Annotated in this window: 19 protein-coding genes; 12 read left to right on the top strand and 7 right to left on the bottom strand. The window is 55.8% G+C overall.

The annotated features are described in order from the left end of the window. Positions 1-66 precede the first annotated feature (66 nt). Entirely contained in the window at positions 67-1,152 is a 1,086-nt protein-coding gene (locus K3727_00370; GenBank protein ID UWQ91312.1) for a polyamine ABC transporter substrate-binding protein, read from the bottom strand. A 131-nt stretch (positions 1,153-1,283) separates the two neighbouring features. Here K3727_00370 and K3727_00365 point away from each other — a divergent pair, with 131 nt between their 5' ends. From K3727_00365 to K3727_00340, 6 genes are all read left to right on the top strand, one after another. Then, a complete protein-coding gene (locus tag K3727_00365; protein ID UWQ91311.1) occupies positions 1,284-1,979 on the top strand; it encodes a GntR family transcriptional regulator in 696 nt (231 codons plus the stop codon). 66 nt (positions 1,980-2,045) lie between these two features. Continuing rightward, positions 2,046-3,443, top strand: a complete 1,398-nt coding sequence (locus K3727_00360) for an aspartate aminotransferase family protein (GenBank protein ID UWQ91310.1) — start codon at positions 2,046-2,048, stop codon at positions 3,441-3,443. 340 nt (positions 3,444-3,783) lie between these two features. Next, positions 3,784-4,884 carry an ABC transporter ATP-binding protein gene (locus K3727_00355; GenBank protein ID UWQ91309.1) on the top strand — a complete coding sequence of 367 codons (1,101 nt, stop codon included), beginning with the start codon at positions 3,784-3,786 and terminating at the stop codon, positions 4,882-4,884. Between the two features lie 79 nt (positions 4,885-4,963). Beyond that, positions 4,964-6,040 carry an ABC transporter substrate-binding protein gene (locus K3727_00350; GenBank protein ID UWQ91308.1) on the top strand — a complete coding sequence of 359 codons (1,077 nt, stop codon included), beginning with the start codon at positions 4,964-4,966 and terminating at the stop codon, positions 6,038-6,040. A 77-nt stretch (positions 6,041-6,117) separates the two neighbouring features. Further along, positions 6,118-7,377, top strand: a complete 1,260-nt coding sequence (locus K3727_00345; protein ID UWQ91307.1) for an ABC transporter permease — start codon at positions 6,118-6,120, stop codon at positions 7,375-7,377. Between the two features lie 6 nt (positions 7,378-7,383). Next, positions 7,384-8,628 (top strand): ABC transporter permease, encoded by a 1,245-nt coding sequence (locus K3727_00340; protein ID UWQ91306.1) that lies wholly within the window; start codon positions 7,384-7,386, stop codon positions 8,626-8,628. A gap of 72 nt (positions 8,629-8,700) precedes the next feature. Here the strand turns inward: K3727_00340 and K3727_00335 are convergent, their stop codons facing one another. After that, positions 8,701-10,023 carry a lytic murein transglycosylase gene (locus K3727_00335; protein UWQ91305.1) on the bottom strand — a complete coding sequence of 441 codons (1,323 nt, stop codon included), beginning with the start codon at positions 10,021-10,023 and terminating at the stop codon, positions 8,701-8,703. A 69-nt stretch (positions 10,024-10,092) separates the two neighbouring features. After that, positions 10,093-10,812 carry a YafY family transcriptional regulator gene (locus tag K3727_00330; protein UWQ91304.1) on the bottom strand — a complete coding sequence of 240 codons (720 nt, stop codon included), beginning with the start codon at positions 10,810-10,812 and terminating at the stop codon, positions 10,093-10,095. A gap of 86 nt (positions 10,813-10,898) precedes the next feature. On the opposite strand from K3727_00330, the gene K3727_00325 reads away from it, so the two are divergent. Together K3727_00325 and K3727_00320 are read left to right on the top strand one after the other, a co-directional pair. Further along, positions 10,899-11,597 carry a glutathione S-transferase family protein gene (locus tag K3727_00325; protein UWQ93214.1) on the top strand — a complete coding sequence of 233 codons (699 nt, stop codon included), beginning with the start codon at positions 10,899-10,901 and terminating at the stop codon, positions 11,595-11,597. After that, positions 11,594-12,007 (top strand): DUF1801 domain-containing protein, encoded by a 414-nt coding sequence (locus K3727_00320; GenBank protein UWQ91303.1) that lies wholly within the window; start codon positions 11,594-11,596, stop codon positions 12,005-12,007. Before K3727_00325 ends, K3727_00320 begins: the two co-directional genes overlap by 4 nt. Here K3727_00320 and rnr read toward each other — a convergent pair. The 3 genes from rnr to dapE are packed head-to-tail and all read right to left on the bottom strand — an operon-like array spanning position 12,004 to position 16,061. After that, complete coding sequence (gene rnr / locus K3727_00315; protein UWQ91302.1) at positions 12,004-14,265, bottom strand: ribonuclease R; 2,262 nt, start codon at positions 14,263-14,265, stop codon at positions 12,004-12,006. The genes K3727_00320 and rnr overlap by 4 nt on opposite strands. A gap of 56 nt (positions 14,266-14,321) precedes the next feature. Further along, complete coding sequence (locus K3727_00310) at positions 14,322-14,909, bottom strand: TIGR04282 family arsenosugar biosynthesis glycosyltransferase (protein UWQ91301.1); 588 nt, start codon at positions 14,907-14,909, stop codon at positions 14,322-14,324. 6 nt (positions 14,910-14,915) lie between these two features. Beyond that, positions 14,916-16,061 (bottom strand): succinyl-diaminopimelate desuccinylase, encoded by a 1,146-nt coding sequence (gene dapE, locus K3727_00305; GenBank protein ID UWQ91300.1) that lies wholly within the window; start codon positions 16,059-16,061, stop codon positions 14,916-14,918. 363 nt (positions 16,062-16,424) lie between these two features. Between dapE and K3727_00300 the strand changes: the two genes are divergently transcribed. The 3 genes from K3727_00300 (at position 16,425) to K3727_00290 (ending at position 20,221) form a co-directional block, all read left to right on the top strand. Next, positions 16,425-17,999, top strand: a complete 1,575-nt coding sequence (locus K3727_00300; GenBank protein UWQ91299.1) for a Hint domain-containing protein — start codon at positions 16,425-16,427, stop codon at positions 17,997-17,999. Positions 18,000-18,109: 110 nt separating this feature from the next. Beyond that, complete coding sequence (locus K3727_00295; GenBank protein ID UWQ93213.1) at positions 18,110-19,096, top strand: Hint domain-containing protein; 987 nt, start codon at positions 18,110-18,112, stop codon at positions 19,094-19,096. A 66-nt stretch (positions 19,097-19,162) separates the two neighbouring features. Further along, positions 19,163-20,221: a transporter substrate-binding domain-containing protein gene (locus tag K3727_00290; GenBank protein UWQ93212.1), complete on the top strand. Its 1,059-nt coding sequence runs from the start codon at positions 19,163-19,165 to the stop codon at positions 20,219-20,221. Positions 20,222-20,231: 10 nt separating this feature from the next. Here the strand turns inward: K3727_00290 and K3727_00285 are convergent, their stop codons facing one another. Then, positions 20,232-20,579 (bottom strand): hypothetical protein, encoded by a 348-nt coding sequence (locus K3727_00285; protein UWQ91298.1) that lies wholly within the window; start codon positions 20,577-20,579, stop codon positions 20,232-20,234. A gap of 223 nt (positions 20,580-20,802) precedes the next feature. Here K3727_00285 and K3727_00280 point away from each other — a divergent pair, with 223 nt between their 5' ends. Beyond that, on the top strand, positions 20,803-22,368 hold the full coding sequence (locus K3727_00280; GenBank protein UWQ91297.1) for a choice-of-anchor L domain-containing protein: 1,566 nt from the start codon (positions 20,803-20,805) through the stop codon (positions 22,366-22,368). The last annotated feature ends 27 nt before the right edge of the window (positions 22,369-22,395 follow it).

The raw sequence follows: 22,395 nt of genomic DNA, 5'->3' as shown, positions 1-22,395 counted from the left end.
CGTCAAGTGGTTGGAATACAAACGAAAACAGGCGGGTTTCAAAACCCGCCTGTGTAACACTTCAGGTCAGGTACCTGATTTGATTTTGGTCCACAAACGCGTCACGGTTCGCTGTGTTTTCACCGGATAAGGGGTCGTGGTGTACAGGTTTTTCATGGTTGTGTCGTCTGGATAGATTGCGGTGTCGCCAATCACGTCCTCGACCAGATGTTCCTGAGACGCCTTGTTGCCGTTGGCATAATAGACATAGTTCGATGCCGTGGCCATGTTTTCGGCGTCCAAGATAAAGTCCAGGAACTTGTGTGCGGCATCCGGGTTCGGTGCATCGACGGGGATCGCCATTTGGTCAAACCACATCAATGAGCCTTCGGCGAATGCGTGATACTCGATCTCGACGCCATTTTCCGCTTCGGCTGCGCGGTCGCGGGCCTGAAGGATATCGCCGGACCACCCTACGGCAACGCAGATATCGCCATTGGCCAGCGCATTGATGTATTCAGAGCTGTGGAATTTCTGGATATGGGGGCGCACGGCCATCAGGACGGGTTCGGCCTTGGCGATAACATCCTTGTCATGACTGTCCGGGTTTTCGCCCAGATACTGCAGAACCATGGGAATGATTTCAGCCGGGGCATCCAGGACGTGGACACCGCAGGAGGCAAGTTTTTCCATGTTCTCGGGCTTTAGCACCAGATCCATGCTGTTCAATGCAACGTCGTCGCCCAACACCTCGCGGACCTTGCCGACGTTAACCCCCAGGCCGGTTGTTCCCCACATGTAGTTGATGGAATAGGCATTATCAGGGTCGTATTGTGCGGTGCGCGATTCGATCAAATCCCACAGATTGCCGGCATTGGATAATTTGGACGAATCCAGCTTCTGGAATGCCCCCGCCTGAATTTGGCGCTGTAGGAATGTTCCGCTGGGCACAACGACGTCATAGCCCGACCCGCCGGCCAACATTTTGGTTTCCAGAACTTCGTTGCTATCGAACACGTCATAGATCAGATCAATGCCGGTTTCTGCCTCGAACTTGGTCAGCAACTCTTCATCAATATAGTCGGACCAGTTATAAACGCGAACCTCTTCAGCAAATGCTGCAGTGGTGCCGAGAGCGACGATGGCGGTCAAGGTCATCGTTTTGAGTGTCATGAATGTCTCCCTGTTCGTGCCGGTTTCAGGGTCCGGCTGATCGGATTTGATCAAGTTTTGCCATTTGGGGCAAGTAGAATTATGATACTGGGTGTCGGAACTTTGTTCAGCCGAGGATCAAAAGAGGGAAAATGAGTAACGTGGAGCAACCCCTAGCAGCGGAGAAAACCGTGGTCGAAAACGGCTCGAAACAGACCGCGCATGAAACGGTTTACAAGACATTGCGTGCACAGATTCTGTTTGGGGAACTGGCCCCTGGACAGGCTGTTACCATCCAGGGATTGACCGGCTCACTTGGTGCCGGAATGACTCCGGTTCGCGAAGCCATTCGGAGGTTGATATCCGATGGTGCATTGATCTTTCAGGGCAATCGGCGTGTCAGTGTTCCGATATTGTCTGCGGACGATGTTCGACAACTGATTTATGCAAGAAAAACAATAGAAACCGAGCTTACCCGACGCGCTACAACTCGAATAAATGCGGCGGATATTGATACATTGGAGCGGATTGACTCAGCATTGGATCACGCGATTGATACGGGGGATGTCACCGGTTATCTGCATCACAATTATCAATTCCATTCGACTATCTACGACCACGCCCAAGCTCCGATTTTGGCCGACTTGGCAGATCGGCTTTGGCTTCGGTTTGGCCCCTCTTTGCGGGTGATGTGTGGTCGCTTTGGCACCCAGAGCTTTCCGGACCGTCACAAGGACGTCATTGACGCGCTGCGCAAACGTGATCCGGAATTGGCTGCGCTGGCAATGGAACGTGACGTGACTCAGGGTATGGATCAGGTCGTGACGGGATTGGAAGAGGGCAACTGATTCGATTGACACCGTAAAATTTGATCATATTGTGGCTGGTATCTCGAATTCAGGAGTTGCTTGCAGATGACCGCGATTACAAACCACATGCCAACGGAAGAATTGCAGGCCCTTGACGCGGCCCATCATATGCATCCGTTTACCGCCAATGGTGAACTGGCTGACAAGGGCGTGCGAGTGATCACACGCGCCAAGGGTGTGTATCTGACTGACAGCGAAGGCTGTGAGATTCTGGACGGCATGGCCGGCCTTTGGTGTGTGAATATCGGATATGGTCGGGACGAACTGGCAGATATTGCAGCACGCCAGATGCGGGAGCTGCCGTATTACAATACGTTTTTTCAGACCACCCACGTTCCTGCGATTGCCCTGGCGGACAAAATCGCCGAACTCACCCCGGGTGATCTGAACCATGTGTTTTTCGCCGGCTCGGGATCCGAGGCCAATGACACCAATATTCGCATGGTTCGGCATTATTGGGCTTTGAAAGGCAAGCCGGATAAGTCGATCTTCATTTCGCGCAAGAATGCCTACCATGGATCATCCGTTGGCAGTGGCAGCTTGGGTGGAATGTCCGCAATGCACGCACAAGGCGGGATTCCGATTCCGGACATTCATCACATAGAGCAACCTCACTGGTGGGCCGAAGGCGGAGAGTCGTCCCCCGAAGACTTTGGTTTGACGCGTGCGCGTGCTTTGGAAGACGCAATTCTGGAATTGGGCGAAGACCGTGTCGCCGCCTTTATCGCAGAACCGGTGCAGGGTGCCGGGGGAGTTATCGTGCCCCCGGAAACTTATTGGCCCGAGATTCAAAGGATCTGTGACAAGTATGAAATCCTGTTGATCGCGGACGAGGTCATCTGTGGCTTTGGCCGGACCGGAAATTGGTTCGGCAGTGAAACCATGGGGATCAGGCCTGATATCATTACCATCGCCAAGGGCCTTAGCTCAGGCTATGCGCCAATCGCAGCATCGGTCGTGAGCGAGGAGATCGCGGGTGTGATTGCCAGCGATGAATTCAATCATGGTTACACTTATTCCGGGCATCCGGTCGCCGCTGCCGTGGCATTGGAAAACATCCGAATTCTGGAAGAAGAGCAAATTGTTGATCAGGTTCGGGTCGACACGGGCCCCTATCTAAAAGAAAAATGGGAAAGCCTGGTCGATCACCCGCTGGTTGGCGAGGCTAAGATCGTTGGTATGATGGCTTCGATCGCATTGACTCCGGACAAGAAAACGCGCGCCAAATTTGCCGCCGACGAGGGGACTGTTGGACTGATTTGCCGCGAGAAGTCTTTTGCCAACAACCTTATCATGCGCCATGTGGGCGACCGGATGGTGATCTCACCGCCATTGGTTATCTCTCGGTCCGAGATTGACCTGATGATTAAACGGGCGCGTCTGGCCTTGGATGACTGCCTTGAACAGATCACCGGCGACGGGTTGATGGTCTCTGCCTCCTAAAATCTGCTAAAAAGCCGAGAAATCAGTTAATTGGTCCCACGCCATCAGGATCGGTTGCAGCCCCTGAAAGACGAATAGGGGGCGCAACCGAACCAAATGCGACATGTGCGCGGCGCAAATCGTCATCAATGAGTCGCAAAAAGTCGCCGCCTCTGGTGCGAATTGTAATCAACTCCCCATAGCAACGAACTTCCGAAGTTCACGCTTGAGAACATAGTTTTTACGTAACCGAAGCTTCGGAAATTTATTTTATTCGTACCTAGCGTTACCTATGCTGGGTGTGATTAGATCAAAACAAGTGCAGCGCCAAGCTGCCGGGAACATAGACGGGGAGCCTGATTTGGCTGATGCATCGAATAACAACGCGTTCGTGGAGTTCGAACGCGTTCAGAAAAGCTATGACGGCGAGGTGCTTGTCGTCAAAGATCTTAACCTCCAATTGCCCAAGGGCGAATTCCTTACCATGTTGGGGCCGTCAGGGTCGGGTAAAACCACCTGCCTGATGATGCTGGCCGGGTTTGAAACAGCCACCCATGGCGAAATTCGCCTTGACGGGCGTCCGATTAACAACATCCCGCCGCACAAGCGCGGCATTGGCATGGTTTTTCAGAACTATGCCCTGTTTCCGCACATGACCATTGCGGAGAACCTCAGCTTTCCTCTGGAAGTGCGCAAGTTCGGCAAATCCGAACGTGAAGAAAAAATCAAACGCGCCCTGGATATGGTTGAAATGGGTGCCTTTGGTGGGCGACGTCCCGCACAGTTGTCGGGTGGCCAACAACAGCGGATCGCCCTGGCCCGTGCGCTTGTGTTCGAACCGGAACTGGTTCTGATGGACGAACCGCTCGGCGCGCTGGACAAGCAGCTGCGGGAAAAGATGCAGTTCGAGATTACCCACTTGGCCCACCGTTTGGGTATTACCGTGGTGTATGTGACCCACGACCAAACCGAAGCTTTGACCATGTCAGACCGTGTCGCCGTGTTCAACGACGGTGTGATTCAGCAGCTGGCACCGCCAGATGAGCTGTACGAAGCGCCCCAGAACAGTTTCGTTGCCCAGTTCATCGGCGAGAACAACACGCTCGAAGGTGTGGTCAAGGAGATCAACAACGGCATCGCGCTAGTTCAGCTGGACGATGGCGAACTGATTGACTGCAAGCCGGTTAATGTGACCAAGCCAGGTGAGCGGACCCGTGTTTCAATCCGTCCTGAACGCGTGGAATTCAACAAGGATCGTTTGCAAGGTGGCGCGCACCTTCTGAAGGCTACGGTCAAGGAATTCATCTACATGGGCGACATTTTCCGCACACGTCTGAGCGTGGCCGGAAACGACGACTTTGTCATCAAGTCCCGAAATGCACCTGATCAGGTGCGTTTGGAACCTGGTGCGCAGATCGAAATCGGCTGGTTGCCGGACGACTGCCGCGCGCTGGACGCGTAATTCAAATTTCCAACAACCCTCGGCCACCAATGGACCGAGGGACAAAACCAACCTGAATACCAACTAGGAGAGTATAAGTATGAACCTGACCAAAACCCTTCTCGCGACCACGGCATTGGCCTTTACTGCCGGTGTTGCATCGGCTGCTGATTCCATCACCGTTGTCAGCTGGGGCGGCGCCTATACCAAAAGCCAAGTCGAAGCCTATCACAAGCCATGGGCCGCCAAGACCGGCAACACGGTTGTCTCCGAGGACTACAATGGTGGTCTCGCGGAAATCAAATCTCAGGTCGAAGCCGGTACTGTCACATGGGACCTGGTTGACGTAGAACTGTCCGACGCGATCCGCGGCTGTGACGAAGGTCTGCTGGAAGAGATCGATCATTCGATCCTGCCTGCGGCACCCGACGGCACCCCAGCTTCCGATGACTTCATCGAAGGTGCGCTGAGCGACTGTGCTGTTGCCAACATCGTGTGGTCGACTGTTTTCGCATATGACAGCTCGAAAACTCCGGGCGTCGACAGCATCGATGACCTGTTCGATCTCGAAGGCTTCCCGGGCAAGCGCGGCCTGCGCAAGAACCCCAAATCGTTGCTGGAAATGGCTCTGATGGCAGACGGTGTTCCGGCGGCCGAAGTCTATGGAATCCTGGACACCGACGAAGGTGTGGATCGCGCATTTGCCAAGCTGGACACCATCAAAGACAGCGTTGTCTGGTGGGAAGCTGGCGCCCAGCCTCCGCAGCTGTTGGCCGATGGCGAAGTTGTCATGACCACCGCTTATAACGGTCGGATCTTCAACGCGGCTGCCGGTGAAGGCAAACCGTTCGAAGTGGTCTGGGACGGTCAGATCATGGACTTTGACCTGTGGGTCATGCCCAAAGGTGCACCAAACAAAGCCGCGGCTCTGGACTTCCTGGCGTTCTCCACGGACACCCAGCAGCTGGCCGCACAGGCATCCTGGATTTCCTATGGCCCGGCGCGTAAATCGTCCGGTCCGCTTGTTGGTCTGTACAACGACGGCAAGACTGAGATGGGTCCGCACATGCCGACTGCCGAAGCAAACCTGGAAAATGCTCTGGTCAACAACTTTGAATTCTGGGCTGACAACCAGGACGAGCTGAACGACCGTTTCAACTCTTGGCTGGCCAACTAATCTGCGAATGAAATGTGGAAAAGGCCCATGCCGGGCCTTTTCCATTTCGCCAAGAATTCTTTCGAGGCCAGAGACTTATGACAGACACCACAGGGTCCTCCGGACCGCTGCTTGCCGCGGATGGCACGCCTCTTAAAAAGCGTCTTGCCCAGGCAATGTTCCGCAGCCGCGCGCGCGCTTTCGGGCTCGCATTTCCACTGATCGCCTTCATTATCGTGGTCTTTCTTGTGCCAATCGTGGTCCTGCTACAGCAGGCTGTTTACGATGCACGCTATACCAACCTGATGCCCGAATCCGCGGCGTCGATGTCCGATTGGGACGCGATTTCACCGCCAACCGAAGCCATGGCAGCGGCGATGGTTTCCGATTTGGCAAAAGCGCGGGAAAACAAGACAATCGGTCAGGTTGCAACCCGGGTGAACCGTGAGAAATCCGGTACCCGCAGCCTGTTTACCAAAACCGCCCGTAGCGCCAAGAAGATGGAAGCTCCCTTCATGGAAGCTTTGATCGCCAAGGACAAAGACTGGGCCGACATCGAAGTCTGGAAAGCGATCAAAATCGCATCCGTGACATTCAACCCGGGCTATGTGGCGTCTGCGCTGGATATGAAATACAACGCCGACGGATCATTTGAACGCCAGGATGAAGAGCGCCGAATCCACGGCAAGCTGTTCTATCGAACGCTCGAGATCTCTTTCCTGGTGACAATATTCTGCCTGCTTCTGGGGTATCCGGTGGCCTACTTGCTGTCGACCCTGACAGTGCGCACATCGAACCTGTTGCTCATTCTGGTGTTGCTGCCGTTTTGGACATCGCTTCTGGTGCGAACCACGGCGTGGATTGCCATGTTGCAGGCGCAGGGCGTGATGAATGACCTCTTTGTGGTTTTTGGACTTGCGACCGATGATGCCAGGTTCTCGTTGATCTACAACAAGACCGGGACATTGATTGCGATGACGCACATCATGCTGCCGTTTATGATCCTACCGCTCTACTCGGTGATGAAAACCATCCCGCCGTATTATGTGCGTGCTGCGAAATCCATGGGGGCTACGAACTGGACCGCGTTCTGGCGGGTCTATTTCCCACAGTCTGTTCCCGGTATCGGCGCGGGTGCTATGCTCGTATTCATCCTTGCGATTGGATACTACATCACGCCTGCACTTGTGGGGGGGCAAGACGGCCAGATGATTTCGAACATCATCGATTTCCACATGCGAAGGTCGTTGAACTGGAACCTTGCCGCGGCCCTGGGGCTGGTGTTGCTGGTGTTCGTGCTGTTCCTGTTCTGGTTGTATGACCGCATTGTCGGCATCGACAATATGAAACTTGGGTGATCTGACATGAGTAGTGGTGAATTTAGATATATCCCGCCGCAGCCGCCCATTGGCTTTACATTGGGTATCCTGGCCGGGTTCGGTGCACTGATTGGTCTGATGACAGCGCAGGGCAGCCTATCCCTGTTCCTACCTTACCTACTGGTTGGTGCTGTGATCTTTGCTGCGGCCGGTATGGTCGTGGTCAAGGCTGTCCCCAAACCATTGATGGCTGGGTTGGCCACGGGTGCCGCCTTCCTGATTCTTGGGTCCTTGCTGGTCAGTTTCCCCTATGGGGTGCTGCTGATGTTTGTTGGCTACATCATCGGGCGCATGGCACTGTGGTTGCATACGGGATCCTACCGGCTCAACCAGCCACCTTATGCGACAGCGCGCGAGGTGTTGTGGTTCTACACCTTCCGGACGATCTGTGGTGCGATCTTTGTCTTTCTGATCACGCCCATCATCATCCTGATCCCGCTCAGCTTCAACCAGGAGCCTTACTTCAGCTTTACTCCCGGTATGCTCGCACTGGATCCTGATGCGTTCTCGTTGCGTTGGTACAAGGACATTCTGGCCAATGGTATGGTGGCTCCCGAAGCCATCGCCGGCTGGTGGTCGGACATGTGGAACAATGCCCAGTGGATCCGTTCGATCCGCAACTCGTTCTTCATCGGGATTTGGGCAACATTGTTGTCCACGGCCTTGGGTACTTTGGCGGCCATTGGTCTGTCGAGATCCGAAATGCCTTGGCGGCGCCCAATCATGGCGTTGCTGATTTCGCCGATGATCGTTCCGTTGGTGATTACCGCGTCTGGTCTGTTCTATTTTTTCTCGGGCGTCGGCTTGGCCAAGACCTATGCCGGTTTGATTCTGGCCCACGCGGCCCTGGGAACTCCATTCGTGATCATTACGGTGACCGCGACCCTGTCCGGTTTTGACCAAAGCCTGACACGGGCGGCATCGAACATGGGGGCAGGGCCGGTGACGACCTTCTTCCGGGTGCAGATGCCGTTGATCCTGCCTGGGGTTATTTCTGGCGGCCTGTTTGCCTTTATCACTTCATTCGACGAAGTGGTCGTGGTCCTGCAGTTGGCGGACGTAAAGCAGCGGACCATTCCACGCCAGATGTTCTCGGGTATTCGTGAACAGATCAGCCCGACGATTTTGGCCGTGGCGACGATTCTCGTGATCATCTCGATCGGTCTTCTGACTGTCGTCGAGTTGCTTCGTCGTAGGTCCGAACGGATGCGGGGCCTGTCGCCCAGCTGAGTGTATTGACAGAAAATGAATAAGGCCCTCGCCAACGGCGGGGGCCTTTTCTTGTGTCTTGGTCTGTAGGAACTAGCGCAACAGATCCAATAGCCGCAGGGACGGATAGCCATCGGGGAGCAGACCGTTGGCCACCTGATAGGCCCGCACCGCATCTATGGTTCGGGGGCCAATCTTGCCGTCGATACCTTGGGTGTCAAACCCAAGCAGCGTCAATCGCTGCTGCATCTCTGTGCGCTCCTTGTACGTCAATGCGCGGTCCGCACGCGGCCATTTGGCCTGTACGGGGTTTCCACCCATGATCCGATCTCCCAAATGCCCGACCCCGATCACATAGGCATCTGCGGTGTTATAGCTTTCGATGACCTCGAAGTTGTCAAAGATCATAAAGGCCGCTCCCGTCCCCCCTGCCGGCAAAAGGATCGATCCCAGGCCGTGATTCTTGACCGGTTTGCCATTGGTATCAAGGATCCCCATCTGTCCCCATGCAGCCGGTTGCTTTTTTATGCTGCGATTGGCCAGGCGATAGTCAAAATCCTTGGGTAGCGTAACCTCTACGCCCCAAGGTTGCCCCGTGGTCCAGCCGTGATGCGCCAGATAGGCTGCAGTGGATGCCAGGGCATCGCTAGGGTCGTCCGACCAGATGTCGCGTTTACCATCTCCGGTGAAATCCACCGCATGATCCCGAAAGGATGTGGGCATGAATTGGGTGTGCCCCATTGCTCCGGCCCAGCTGCCGCGCATGCGGTCAGCTGATACATCCCCGGATTGCAGGATGCTCAATGCCTCCATCAGCTGTTCTTCGAAAAAGGAGCTGCGGCGCGGATCATAGGCAAGAGTTGCCAGGGATTGGACCGTTTTGTCGTTGCCTCGAAACGCCCCATAGGCACTTTCCAGACCCCAAATGGCCAGCAGCACCTGCTTGTCGACGCCATAGGTTTCTTCGATCCGTTGCAACAGGTGCCGGTTCTGCGCCAGGGCCGTTTTGCCGTTGTTGACACGGGCGTCGGATACGGCGGTGTCTAGATAGTCCCAGATTGTCTTGGTGAACTCGGATTGATTTCGGTCGCGCCGGACCACTTCGGCGTCATAGACAATACCCCGAAAGGCACGGTCCACAGTTTCTGGTGAAATACCGTTTGCAACCGCCTTTTCCCGAAATCTGTTGCTCCATTCGGCAAAGGTCTGCGTACGGTCCATGATCTTGGGTTCCGAAATTGTCGTTTGTGCCACAGGTCGGGCTTGGGGGCGTTTTTGTCCAACGATGACATGGACATATGTGTCGCCAAATTTGTCCGGGCGCGCTGTTGGACGAACGACTGATGTCGGCAACTCTGCCCATCCAACGCTGCCTGACAAAAGGGCCAAGACCGTTCCGGTTACATGTCTCCGCATTGTATTGTCCCTGACCGTCTGCTCTGCTCTTCCCTGATTCTAATGCGAACACGCGAATTTCCAAAGCGGTCAGTTTGCGGAGTTGCGCTCTTTTCCAGTCTTTTCGATGTCACATCGGATCTGTTCAATTGCGTCGCGTAACATCGGTACACGATTGGGTCTAAAGCAGGTTTGTGTCACCTCAAGATCGCGCATTCGGTCGAGGCGGAACACCCTCTTGTCCTGTCGCAACAAACACCAGGCAATCAAAACAGTTGACCGATCCATATAGGCAATGCCAAGAGGGCGCGCCTGACGATGGGTGACGGCCCCGTGCACGTCAGTATAACCGAACCTGATTTCCATTTCATCCCAAGTTGCCTTCCGCAACCGTGCCGCCGAGATCCCAGGCGTTTCGGGTTGAACAAATCGCTTGGCTGACAGTACTGCGTGTTTCAGTCTGTGAGATTGACGTGGTGGTAGCCGACCCTGCAGTTTGGTCAAAGCCTGACCAGCGGCCAAGCCCAAATCCGGATCACCGATTTGCTGGACTTCGCGCAGGCCCAGAACCAGAGCCTCCAGTTCGTCATCGGTGAACCGCAATGGCGGGATGGCATTGTCTTCTATCAGGGTAAAACCATATCCCGCCGCACCATCAATGACCGCCCCCATTTCCCGCAAGGTCGCGATATCGCGATGGATGGAACGGGCAGAAATGTTCAACTCGCGGGCCAGGGAGACCGCTGTCTTTGGTCCTGCGCCGTCGCGCAGGCATTGCATCAGTTGGAGCAGGCGATGAGATCTGGACATGATGCATGAAGCCTATCACTGATGACAGTTTTTGTCATGACTGGCAGCTAAGGTTGATGGAATACTTCACAAGGAAATTCGACACCATGCTGACCCTCCTCACCTATCCCGGCAATCTAGCAACGTTCAGCCTCAGCCCCTTTTGCGTCAAGGCGGCCATGCTGTTGGCCCAATCTGGTCAGCCGTGGCAACGCGAGGATCTGCTGGATCCCCGCAAAATGCCGCACCAAAAGCTACCGGTGATGAAAACCGGGGAACGGTTGGTTGCAGACAGCGACTCCATCCGGGACTGGCTGGAACAGGCCGGCATGGATTTCGACCCCGGATTGACCCCCGAACAAAAGGCCCATTCCCGCGCGCTGATCCACATGGCCGAAGATCACCTGTATTTCCACATCGTTCAGGATCGTTGGGCCAATGATACCGTGTGGCCGATCATTCGAGACATATTTTTTGTCGCGATTCCCCGTTGGATCCGGCGTCCCATTTCGAACTCCATACGAAAATCTGTGCTCAGGGGGTTGGGATTTCAGGGCACATCCAGGTTTTCCCAATCAGAGCGTCATGCCCGCCTGGAAAAGGATCTGGTAGCCATTGCAAACTTGCTGGGGGATCGCCCATTCTTGTTTGGCGAGCAGGTAACAGCCGCGGATCTGAGCATGGGGCCAATGCTGTCGGCAATGATGGAAACACCGATCAAGACCGAATTGAACAAGCGGATCAGCGATGATCCTGTGCTTTCTGCATATGCAGAGCGCGTTCGCAAAGCGGTGCCACTGCCGTGAGACAGCCGTTTTCCAGCGACCTTGTTCAGGCGGTTTTTGACAGTTCGGAACCCGAGGCGCGCGAGGGGATGTTGGCATTGCGGCAATTGATCTTTGAGACGGCCGCCAACCTCCCCAAAGTTGGGCCTGTCACCGAAGCATTGCGGTGGGGGCAACCGTCTTACATCACCGAGCAGACAAAATCCGGCACACCCATCAGATTGGGTGTGCCAAAGACAGGTGGCTTTGCCCTATTTGTCCATTGTCAAAGCCGGGTCATTCCAGAATTTCAGCAGAAATTTCCGGCTTGGGACAGGGTGGAAGGGACGCGAGCTGTTTTGTTTTCCAAGGTCGCCGACATCGAATCCCTGCGCCATGGGTGGTTGGTCGAACGGGCTTTGACCTACAAATTGACGCGTCGCAGTGCCTAGCGGCGCTTGCGTTCAACCTTGCGGGCGATCTTGTCCTTCTTTCGTTTGGCCTTGACGGACTTGCGTCTTGCCGTTTGACCTGCGGGGCTGCGGCGCACACCTCCTCGGGGTAGGGCCTGACCGTCAAGCGTCAGCAACTCCAGCTCCAGCCCTCCGGTGACAGGCGTAGCCTGAGTGATACGCACGGTGACTCGCTGTCCGATCGAGATGAGAAGCCCGGTGTCACTGCCCATCAACGTGCCGCTTTCGGCATCAAAATGGAAGAATTCACGCCCCAGTGTGCGCACCGGAACCAACCCATCTGCTCCGGTTTCGTCCAGTTTCACAAAGGCGCCAAACCGGGCGATGCCGCTAATGCGACCGGTGAACTCATTTCCGACACGCTCGCTGAGATAGGCGGCCAGATATCGGTCGGTGGTGTCACGTTCAGCCATCATCGACCGACGTTCGGTTTCCGAGATATGAGTGGCCGTATCTTCGAGCCGATCAATTTCATCCGGGGCCAGCCCATCATCGCCCCACCCATGCGACGAGATCAGTGCGCGATGCACGATCAGGTCAGCATAACGGCGAATGGGCGAGGTGAAATGGGCGTATCTTTGCAAAGCCAACCCGAAATGACCAAAGTTTTCAGGGCTGTAATAGGCCTGTGTCATCGAGCGAAGAGTCGAGATATTGATCAACTCGGCCTCGTCCGTACCGGCTGCCTGGTTCAACAAGGCGTTCAGGTGCCGGGTTTGCAACACCTGCCCCTTGGCGAGGGTCAAGCCGGCAGACTGGGCGGTCTCGCGCAGCGCTTCCAGCTTTTCTGGGGCGGGTTCTTCGTGCACACGGAACAACAGGGGGGACCGTTTGGCGATCAGGGTTTCTGCCGCACAGACGTTGGCGAGGATCATGAATTCTTCGATCAGGCGATGGGCATCCAACCGGTCGCGGAAGTTGACCGATTGCACCTGACCATCGTCATCCAAAACAATGCGCCGTTCTGGCAGGTCCAGTTCCAGGGGCTGGCGCTTGGCTCGCGCTGCTTTCAGCGCGTCATAGGCCGCATAGAGCGGTCGTATGACATCATCCATCAACGGTTCGGTGCGTTCATTGGCAGCACCGTCCATCGCGTCCTGCACTTCGGCATAATGCAGCGAAGCGACTGATTTCATCAGGCCCCGTACAAATTCATGGCTGATCTTGTGGCCTTCGCTGTCCAATTGCATCCGAACGGCGACACAAGGGCGCGGTACCCCTTCGTGCAGAGAACACAAATCTCCGGACAGCCGATCAGGTAGCATAGGGACAACTCGGTCGGGGAAATAGCTGGAGTTGCCGCGCGTGCGGGCCTCGCGGTCCAGTGCCGTGCCATTTTGAACATAGGCTGCCACATCGGCAATCGCGACCCAGACGACATGACCTCCAGGGTTGTTCGGGTCGTCATCGGCCTGAGCGAAACAAGCATCGTCATGGTCGCGCGCATCCGAAGGGTCAATTGTGACCAATGGCATATCACGCAGATCCTTGCGTCCGCTCAGGCCCATGGGCTTGGCCTTGTCAGCCTCATCAATGGCGGCGTCCGGGAAGCTGTCGGGTATGCCATGTTGATGAATGGCGATCAGCGATACGGCCTTGGGGGCGGATGGATCACCCAGACGGTTGATGATCCGCGCTTTGGGCAGGCCCAGCCGCGTTTTTGGTCCGGCCTGTTCTGCCTCGACCAGCTCACCATCGCGTGCACCGCCAATAGCACCTTCAGCCACAGTCCATTCGGTAGACGCAGATTTTTCGATCGGCACAATACGCCCGCCTTCGGACCCCTTGCGGAACACGCCCAGGATGCGTTTCGGATTGGTACCGATGCGTCGGATCAGCCTGGCTTCGTAGGAATGGTCGCTCTCCTGCACAAACGTCAGCCGGGCCAGAATTCGATCACCTTCACCCAACGCCGGATCGCTGGCGCGGGGCATGACCAGCACAACAGGTTCCACACCTTCCCCGTGCCATTCCAGGGGGCGTGCAAACAGGTCGCCATCTGCATCCGGTGCCTTGACTTGCAGGATGCTGACCGGTGGCAGCCGTTCGGGGTCGCGATAGGTTTTGCGTCGCTTTTCCAGATGCCCCTCGGCTTCGAGCTCTTTGAGAAGCCGTTTCAGGTCGATCCGGTCAGACCCCTTGATGCCAAAGGCACGGGCAATGTCTCGTTTCGAATTCTGGGTCGGGTGCGCCGAGATCCAATCAAGGACCTCCTGCTTGGAAGGGATACGCGTCATGTCATGTGCCCTAGCACGGCAACCCGCCTTCGTCATGCGCAAAAGCGATGGTACGTTCAGGGCAAAGGTGCTGGTTGCAAGTCCAGGACAGTATCGACATCACGCAATTGATCGACCTGCGCGATACGCCGCCCCGGCAGTGTGGCGATTGTGTCGGCCAATGCATGTGGTGTTGACCAGCGGACGTTGCGAAACATCCCACTGGGTAAGGCGGCAACACGTTTGGCCCCGACCAGCCAGTACCCGCCATCAAAGGCAGGTCCAAAGACCGCATCATGGTCTCCCAATGCCGCAAAGGCTCGCGCGACATGCGTGCGCGTGATCCCCGGAATATCCGCTCCGATGATGCACACGGGCCCCGCCGGCATAGAGCGCAATATGCGTCCCATCCGGTCTCCCAGATCGCCGTTTCCCTGCGGAATGCGGTGAAGGTCAGCAGGCCATACTTTGGACGCCATTCCCGCGACATCCGGCGCGACCGCCAAAACGATCTGCCAGCGTGGGTCACGCAGCCGACGGATCAGCCGCGCCGATTGGTGGCGAAACCACCAGGCGGCCGCGTCCATGCCAATGTCGCGCCCCAAACGGGTCTTGACCCTCCCGGGGCGCGGAACCTTGACCATGATGACCAATGTGCGTTTCATGCGGGATCAGGCAAAATAGTCCCGCAGGACACGCGTGTAGATCGCCTTTAGTTGGTGGATCTGATCGATTTCAACCCGTTCATCCACCTGGTGCATGGTGCGACCCACCAGGCCAAATTCGACAACCGGGCAGTGATTTTTGACAAAGCGCGCATCTGACGTACCCCCGGTAGTGGACAGAACTGGTGTTACCCCCGTTTCCGCTTTGACAGAGGCGGCAACCAGATTGGACAGCGTGCCCGGAGGTGTCAGGAAGCTTTCGCCCGAAATCTTGGTCTTTAGTTCGATGCCGACACCAAATGTGTCTGCGACCTTGTCAGCTTCGGTCTTTAGCCAATCGCTCAGCGCGGCACCGTTGTGCAGATCATTGAACCGAATGTTTACTGTGGCATGACAGTGCGCCGGGATCACATTGGTTGCAGGGTTGCCAGTGTCCATTGTCACCACTGCCAGGGTCGAGGCATCAAAGTGGTCACTGCCCTGATCCAGTTCGTGTGATGCCAACCGATCCATCAGGCGTGCCATGGCAGGCAACGGATTGTTGGCCCGATGCGGGTATGCGGCGTGGCCCTGAACCCCGGAGAACGTAAACCAGGTCGTCATCGACCCGCGCCGCCCGATTTTCATCATCTCGCCCATGTGATCAGGACAGGTCGGTTCGCCCACCAGACAGACCGACATCGCCTCGCCCGACTTGTTCATATAGTCCAGCAAAGCGGTGGTGCCGTCGTATGCATCGCCCTCTTCGTCGCCGGTGATCGTCAGAATGATCGCCCCGTCCGGAGGTGTGTCCCGCACGAAATCAACAGCCGCAGCGGCAAAGGCGGCCACGCCAGATTTCATGTCAGTTGCACCACGGCCATACATGAATCCGTCGATTTCTTCGGCACCAAAGGGATCAACAGTCCAGGCCGCCACATCCCCGACCGGCACGACATCCGTATGACCGTTGAACCCAAACGTCCGGGCGTGACCTTGTGTTCCCCAACGGGCAAACAGGTTGCTGATGCCCCCTCGATCCACGCGAGTGCAGTCGAAACCGGCATCACTCAACAGCTTTTCCAGGAGTACCAGAGCGCCTCCCTCCTCAGGTGTTACTGAAGGGCAGCGGATCAAATCGGCTGTCAGCTGGGCGGGATCTGTATGAGACATGGCGCAGGCTCCGGAAAGGGGTCGTTGAAACTGGCCTAGCGCGGTTTGATACTCGGTGCAAACCACATATCCGCCAACCAAACCCTTCTGAGCTCACCTTGATGGGTAAGCTGGGGGCTTGTGTCAAATGTGCCTCAAAAGCAGCAACTTGGCGGCAGCATTATGAAACGCCTTAGCAAGCTGAAAAAGTCGTGATACATCTGAGGCAAACAAAATGACCCGAGGCAGGGCAATTCGAGCAGGACGGCACACAAGAGGCCGCCAATTTTTCTCTCCGCCATACTATGGCTGGAGAACCTATTTCGTGACCGGGATTTGCCTGTTCGCGGAATTTCTGCCTTGGAATGAAAAAAGGGGCAGAAAATGGCGACGGGTGCCGAACTTGGCTATCAGACAAATGCCAACGCCACAGCAATGGCCGAGGCGATCTTTGGAGATGGTGCGACAGTTGTCAGCGCGTCCTATTCTGGATGGAGCCAATCTTCGGCGATCTATTCTAACGGGGATGCGTTGGCACCTGGTGCGACACCGGGAGACACCGGCGTAATCCTGTCAACTGGTCGCGCCTCGCATTTCACCCGTTCGGGCGGAGACCCGAACCGGTCAGCCAGCACATCGACCAACACCTCTGGTCAAAACAACAATCCGGACTTCAATGCTGCGGCGGGTACGAATACCTATGACGCCTCTTATCTGGATGTCAGCTTTATCCCGACCGGGTCGTTGATGACCATGCAGTTTGTGTTTTCTTCGGAAGAATACCCGGAATATACGGATTCTCTGTATCAGGATTTTGTGGGTGTCTGGGTTAATGGAACGCAGGTGGAACTGGGGATTGGCGATGGTGATACTGATCCGGGAAATGTGAACAGCAGCACCAATGAAAACCTGTTTCTGGACAATACCGGCGACGCCTACAACACCGAGATGGATGGTCTGACCGTGACCATGACGCTGACCATGAATGTCATCCCGGGCGTTGTGAATACAATCCGTATCGGCATCGCGGATGTGACAGACAGCAGCTATGATTCCAACCTGCTGATTGCAGCAAATTCAGTTCAAACCGACCTGGTGGCATTGGGCGATTCCACGGATCTGTTTCCAACGGGATCTGTTGATCTGGACGTGACAGCCAATGACGTCAGTGCCAGCGGCGGCACGCTGACCATTACCCACATCAATGGCATCGCGGTCAATGTTGGCGATATCGTTCAGCTCAATACTGGCCAAAGTGTTCAGTTGAACTCAGATGGTACGCTCAAGGTCATAGGTGACGGGGACACCGAGGAATTCAACTTTACGTACACCGTGTCGAATGGGGCGAACACCGACACAGGTATTGTACAGGTCAATTCCATCCCGTGTTTCGTTGCCGGAACGTTGATCGCAACTCCTTATGGCGAGGTGCCAGTGGAGGAATTGCAACCGGGAGATCCAGTCTGGACCCGGGATGACGGGGCTCAGCCCTTGCGCTGGATCGGGTCGCGGGTGGTGCAGGCGACTGGGGATTATGCCCCTATCCACATTCGGGCGGGGACCTTTGGTGAACATCGCGACCTGTTGGTTTCACCCCAACATCGAATTTTGGTGCGCGATGCGGTTGCCGAACTTCTGTTTGGTGAGGACGAAGTTCTGGTGGCGGCCAAGGACATGATCAACGATCAGTCCGTGGTGCGTCATCAAGGCGGTGAAGTCACCTATGTCCACATCATGTTTGATCGCCATCAGGTAGTCTATTCCGAAGGGCTGCAAACCGAAAGCTTTCTGCCCGGTCCACAAAGCTCCAGCCTGTTCGAGCAACCGATTATCGACGAAATCTGTACCCTGTTTCCAGAACTGGACCCGCACACAGGTGAAGGCTATGGACCTGCAGCCAGACCTACATTGCGCAGCTATGAAACCCAGCTGTTGTTCAACCGAGAACAGGCTGCATAATGGCCAACTGGATCGCCTTGTCCGATCATGACGGGCATTGGTTTGCCCCTCAGGGACTGGGGCAACCCAAAGGCGCGGCAAAACTGGTCCAATCCGGTCCTGATGCCTTGATGGTACGAGGATCTCTGGTCGTCGAAACGAATGTTCCGGCGACGGCCAGGATGGAACCCCTGTTCATCTATGATCAACAGGGCGAATGGCCATTGCATTTGGCGTTGCACGCGATTCCCGGCGGAGGGTTGAGCCTGGTATTGAACCAGGGTGGACTTCCATTGCATCAGACAATCAATCATTCCGAAGGGGGACGTACGGAAACTCTGCGGATTACCTATGTCTGGGATGCACCACGGCGCTGGGCACGGTTGACGGTCGAACGACCACAGGATGATTGCGTGATTTCGGTGCCGGTCTCGTCGCCACGCCCCTTGCGAGTCATGGATGCACGAGCTTTGTTAATGCCTGGGCCAGAACGGTATGTGTCGCGCGAAGTGCGATACCTGGCGCTGTCAGCGGGTATCGAACCCATCGGTCCAATGCCATCGCTGGCGATGGACACGCCAATCGCAACGCCAGACGGCTATCGGCCGATTTCCAAACTGCGCCGGGGCGATGTGGTTTTGACGCAAAACGATTGCGCGGTTCCGATCTTGCACAAAATCTCGCGCGTTGTCCCTGCGCGGGGATCATTCCGGCCTGTCAGGTTGCGGGCCCCTTTCTTTGGGCTGTGGCGTGATATTGATGTGTCCCCAGCCCAACGGCTGCTTCTGACCGGTTCCGAGGTGGAATATTTATTCGGATGTCAGGCGGTTCTGCTGTCGACGCGTCATCTGACGGGAACTCCGCGGGCCTATATACCGCCCGTTGGGCAGCTGATCACATATCAACAGCTGGTCCTGCCCGGCCACGAAGCCATGAAAGTTGCGGGGACCATGGCCGACAGTCTTTTCATTGGACGGCTGCGTCGTAACCGGGATGTGTTGTCCCGAAGCCTATTGGCCGATCTGGACCGCAACAGCCTGCCGGAACACGCCAAGCCGGTGCACCCGGTATTGCGTGCTTTTGACGCCACCATTCTGGCCGAGCGGCGTGTGGCCTGACCGCGATGCTTGCCTGACCTGCAAATTCTGCGTAATCGGGTGAAAATGGCGGACCTCATGTTTTCAATGCTGAACCGGATATTCTATGTTCTGGCGGCCTTGGTCGTTGTTGCGGCCCAACAGGCCGCAGCCCAGACGCTGAATGTAGCGACTGTCACACGTGCTCCCTTTTCGATGACGGATCAGGGCGCGCAAACCGGGTTTTCGATGGATCTGCTCGGTGCTTTAGCCCACGCACAGGGGTTGGAAGTGACCATAGATCGGGTCGATCAGTTCCCGGAGATGCTTGATGCTGTGCGCTCCGGGGCTGCTGATCTGGCGATTGCAAATATTTCGATCACGGCGGCGCGCGAAGCGCAGATGGATTTTAGCCAGCCGATCTTTGCGTCGGGTCTGCAAATCATGGTGCCGGTGACTGATTCCGGGCGGCCGCTGCTGATTCACACCTTGTTTTCCGCGGATATCATGGTCGCCCTGGGTGTTGCCTTTTTGGTCTTGTTTGTGGGCGGCATGTTGATGTGGCTGCTGGAACGTCGGTCGCAGCCCTATTTTGAACGTCCTTTGAAGGAAGCCTGGTTTCCGTCTTTTTGGTGGGCGCTCAACCTGGTGGTCAACGGAGGGTTCGAAGAGCGGATGCCGCGCACCTTTTTTGGCAGGATCTTTGGTGTGCTGCTTGTGGTGTCATCGCTATTTGTCGTGTCGGTCTTTGTTGCGAAAATCACCGCCGCCATGACTGTCGAAGCCATCACAGGGTCGGTGAATTCGGTAAATGACTTATATGGTCAGCGCGTCGGTACGATCAGTGGATCGACGGCGGCGGGCTTTTTGGAACGGCGTGAAATCGACTATCAGGGATTTGGTGGGCTGGAACCAATGCTGACCGAATTCGAAGCAGGCAACTTGCAGGCCGTGGTGTTCGATGCTCCGATCCTGTCCTATTATACCAGCCATCATGGATTTGAGCATGGCAGGCTGGTGGGGCCGATCTTTCTGTCCGAAAACTATGGGATCGCCTTCTCGACCGGGTCGGATTTGGTCGAACCCTTTAATCAGGCACTGTTGTCCCTGCGCGAAGATGGGACGTATGAATCCATCTATCGCAAGTGGTTCGGATGGCGGAACTGATGGCCCGCCATTAATGAACAGTTTTGCCGGGCTCGTCAAAAAATGGCGTCATCTGTGCGACGATTACTGAATTCTCGTCGAGCGCACGTTGCATCAGCGCGCGTTCATCGGCTTCGATCTCGTGACCTTCGGCTTCTCGCTCTTCCAATGTACCATATCCGGTAACATCCAGCGGAGCGGTATCTGCCTGTTTCAGGATCGCGACGGTCTCGCGTACGGCTTCGGCCTCGTCAACGCCAGAAGCAAAGATCATCAGCGCGGCACCTGTGGCTCCCTTTGGGAGGCCATCACCATCCTTGCGGCCAATTTGAACGAGCAAGGTGTAAACCTGCTGCACGCGTTTGGGTTTCTTTTCCATTGCCGGGCCTCTCGTGACGATCCGGCTTTCGCATACCGTTAACTGTGGCCCAAGCTCAACCCTGCTGCCTGCTCTGACGGTCGAATTCCGACCAGATTCGACGCCAAAGCCGAGATTGAGCCGATTTGACATGAATGCTGTGTGTTTTGACGCACGGTGGAAAGGAAATCCCAAGACCCTGGGCCGTATTGCTGAATGGCGATGATGATTTCTGGGGACTGCAATGCCGACTGCTTCTGAACTGCCAATTGATACTTCCGCGACTGCGACCGACATGGCCGAGGCCATGTTTGGCTCGGGTATCGAAATCGTCAGTGCTGATTATTCCGGGGCTGCACGGGCGTCGGGGATCTATTCAGAAGGGGACGACGTGGCACCCGAACTGACCCCATCAGATACTGGGGTCATTCTGTCGACAGGCAGAGCAACAGATATCACAAACAGCAGCGGCGACGCGAATGTTCGGGCACATACATCAACCGTAAACAGAACAAGCGGTGACGATGATCTGGATGACATGGCAGGGGCCAGAACCTATGACGCCGCTGTTCTTGAGGCCGAGTTCATCCCGGAGGGATCAACTTTGACCATGCAGATCACGTTTGCTTCGGAGGAATACCTGGAATACGTGAACTCAGGGTTCAATGACGCGGTTGGTGTCTGGGTCAATGGCGAACCGGCAACTCTGAGTGTTGGCGACGGCGATATTACCATCAACAATATCAACGACGAGAGTAACGCCAACCTGTATGTCGACAACCCGGCAGACGCCGAAGTGGCAAATACGGAGATGGATGGATTCACCGTCAAACTGACGCTCAAGGCACCGGTCAATCCTGGTGAGACCAATACGATCAAGATCGCCATCGCGGATGGTGGCGACCAATACTACGATAGCAATCTATTGATCGCCGGGGATTCGATCCAAACGGCGTTGGTTGCTGAAGATGACACAATCAGCGTTCAGGGGCTCGCATCTGGCAATGTTGATGTTCTGGCCAATGACAGTTCATCTGTTGGCGGGGAACTGACGATCACCCATATCAACGGTCAGCCTGTGTCAGCAGGGGATTCGGTGACATTGGCGACCGGAGAGCAGATTACCCTGGCAATGGACGGGAGCTTTGAAGTCACTTCGGACGGGGAAGAAGGGAGTAATGTATTCAGTTACACCGTCGCTGATGAAGACGGGAATACGGATACCGCCTTTGTCGAACTGATAACGACGGCTTGCTTTGTTGCCGGAACATTGATCGAGACTACTTTGGGCTCAATCCCGGTGGAAGACTTGGAGCCGGGCGAAATGGTTTTGACACGCGACCATGGGGCGCAACCTTTGCGTTGGGTTGGTCGCAGCGAACGCCGAGCCGAAGGGCGGCATGCGCCGGTCCGAATCGAAAAAAATGCCTTGGGGCATCACGGTCGGTTGGAAGTATCGCCAAACCATCGGATTTTGCTGACATCACAAACAGCGGAGCTGATGTTCGATCAACCCGAAGTTCTGGTAAAGGCACTGTATCTGGTCAATGGCAGGTCGATACGGCAGCGGGACGATGGAACGCCGATAACCTACCTCCATTTGCTGTTTGACCAGCATGAAATTGTCCGGGGCAATGGGTTGGATAGCGAAAGCTATCATCCGGGAATCGAGACCATCGAATCCTTTGACGCAGCAACGAGAGATGAAATCCTGGAATTGATGCCGGATCTGGATACAGCTTCCTATGGTCCCACGGCACGGGTGACGCTCAGGGCGCATGAAAGTCGTGTTTTGCTCGCCGCGATATGAGGGTCGGTGTCCAGAAGTTGGCGCATA

The sequence above is a fragment of the Rhodobacteraceae bacterium M382 genome, assembly GCA_025141015.1.
In the GTDB taxonomy this organism is placed as follows: Bacteria; Pseudomonadota; Alphaproteobacteria; order Rhodobacterales; family Rhodobacteraceae; genus Aliisedimentitalea; species Aliisedimentitalea scapharcae.
Note: the sequence above shows the minus strand (reverse complement) of the source record. Positions and strands in the feature narration are given on the sequence as shown.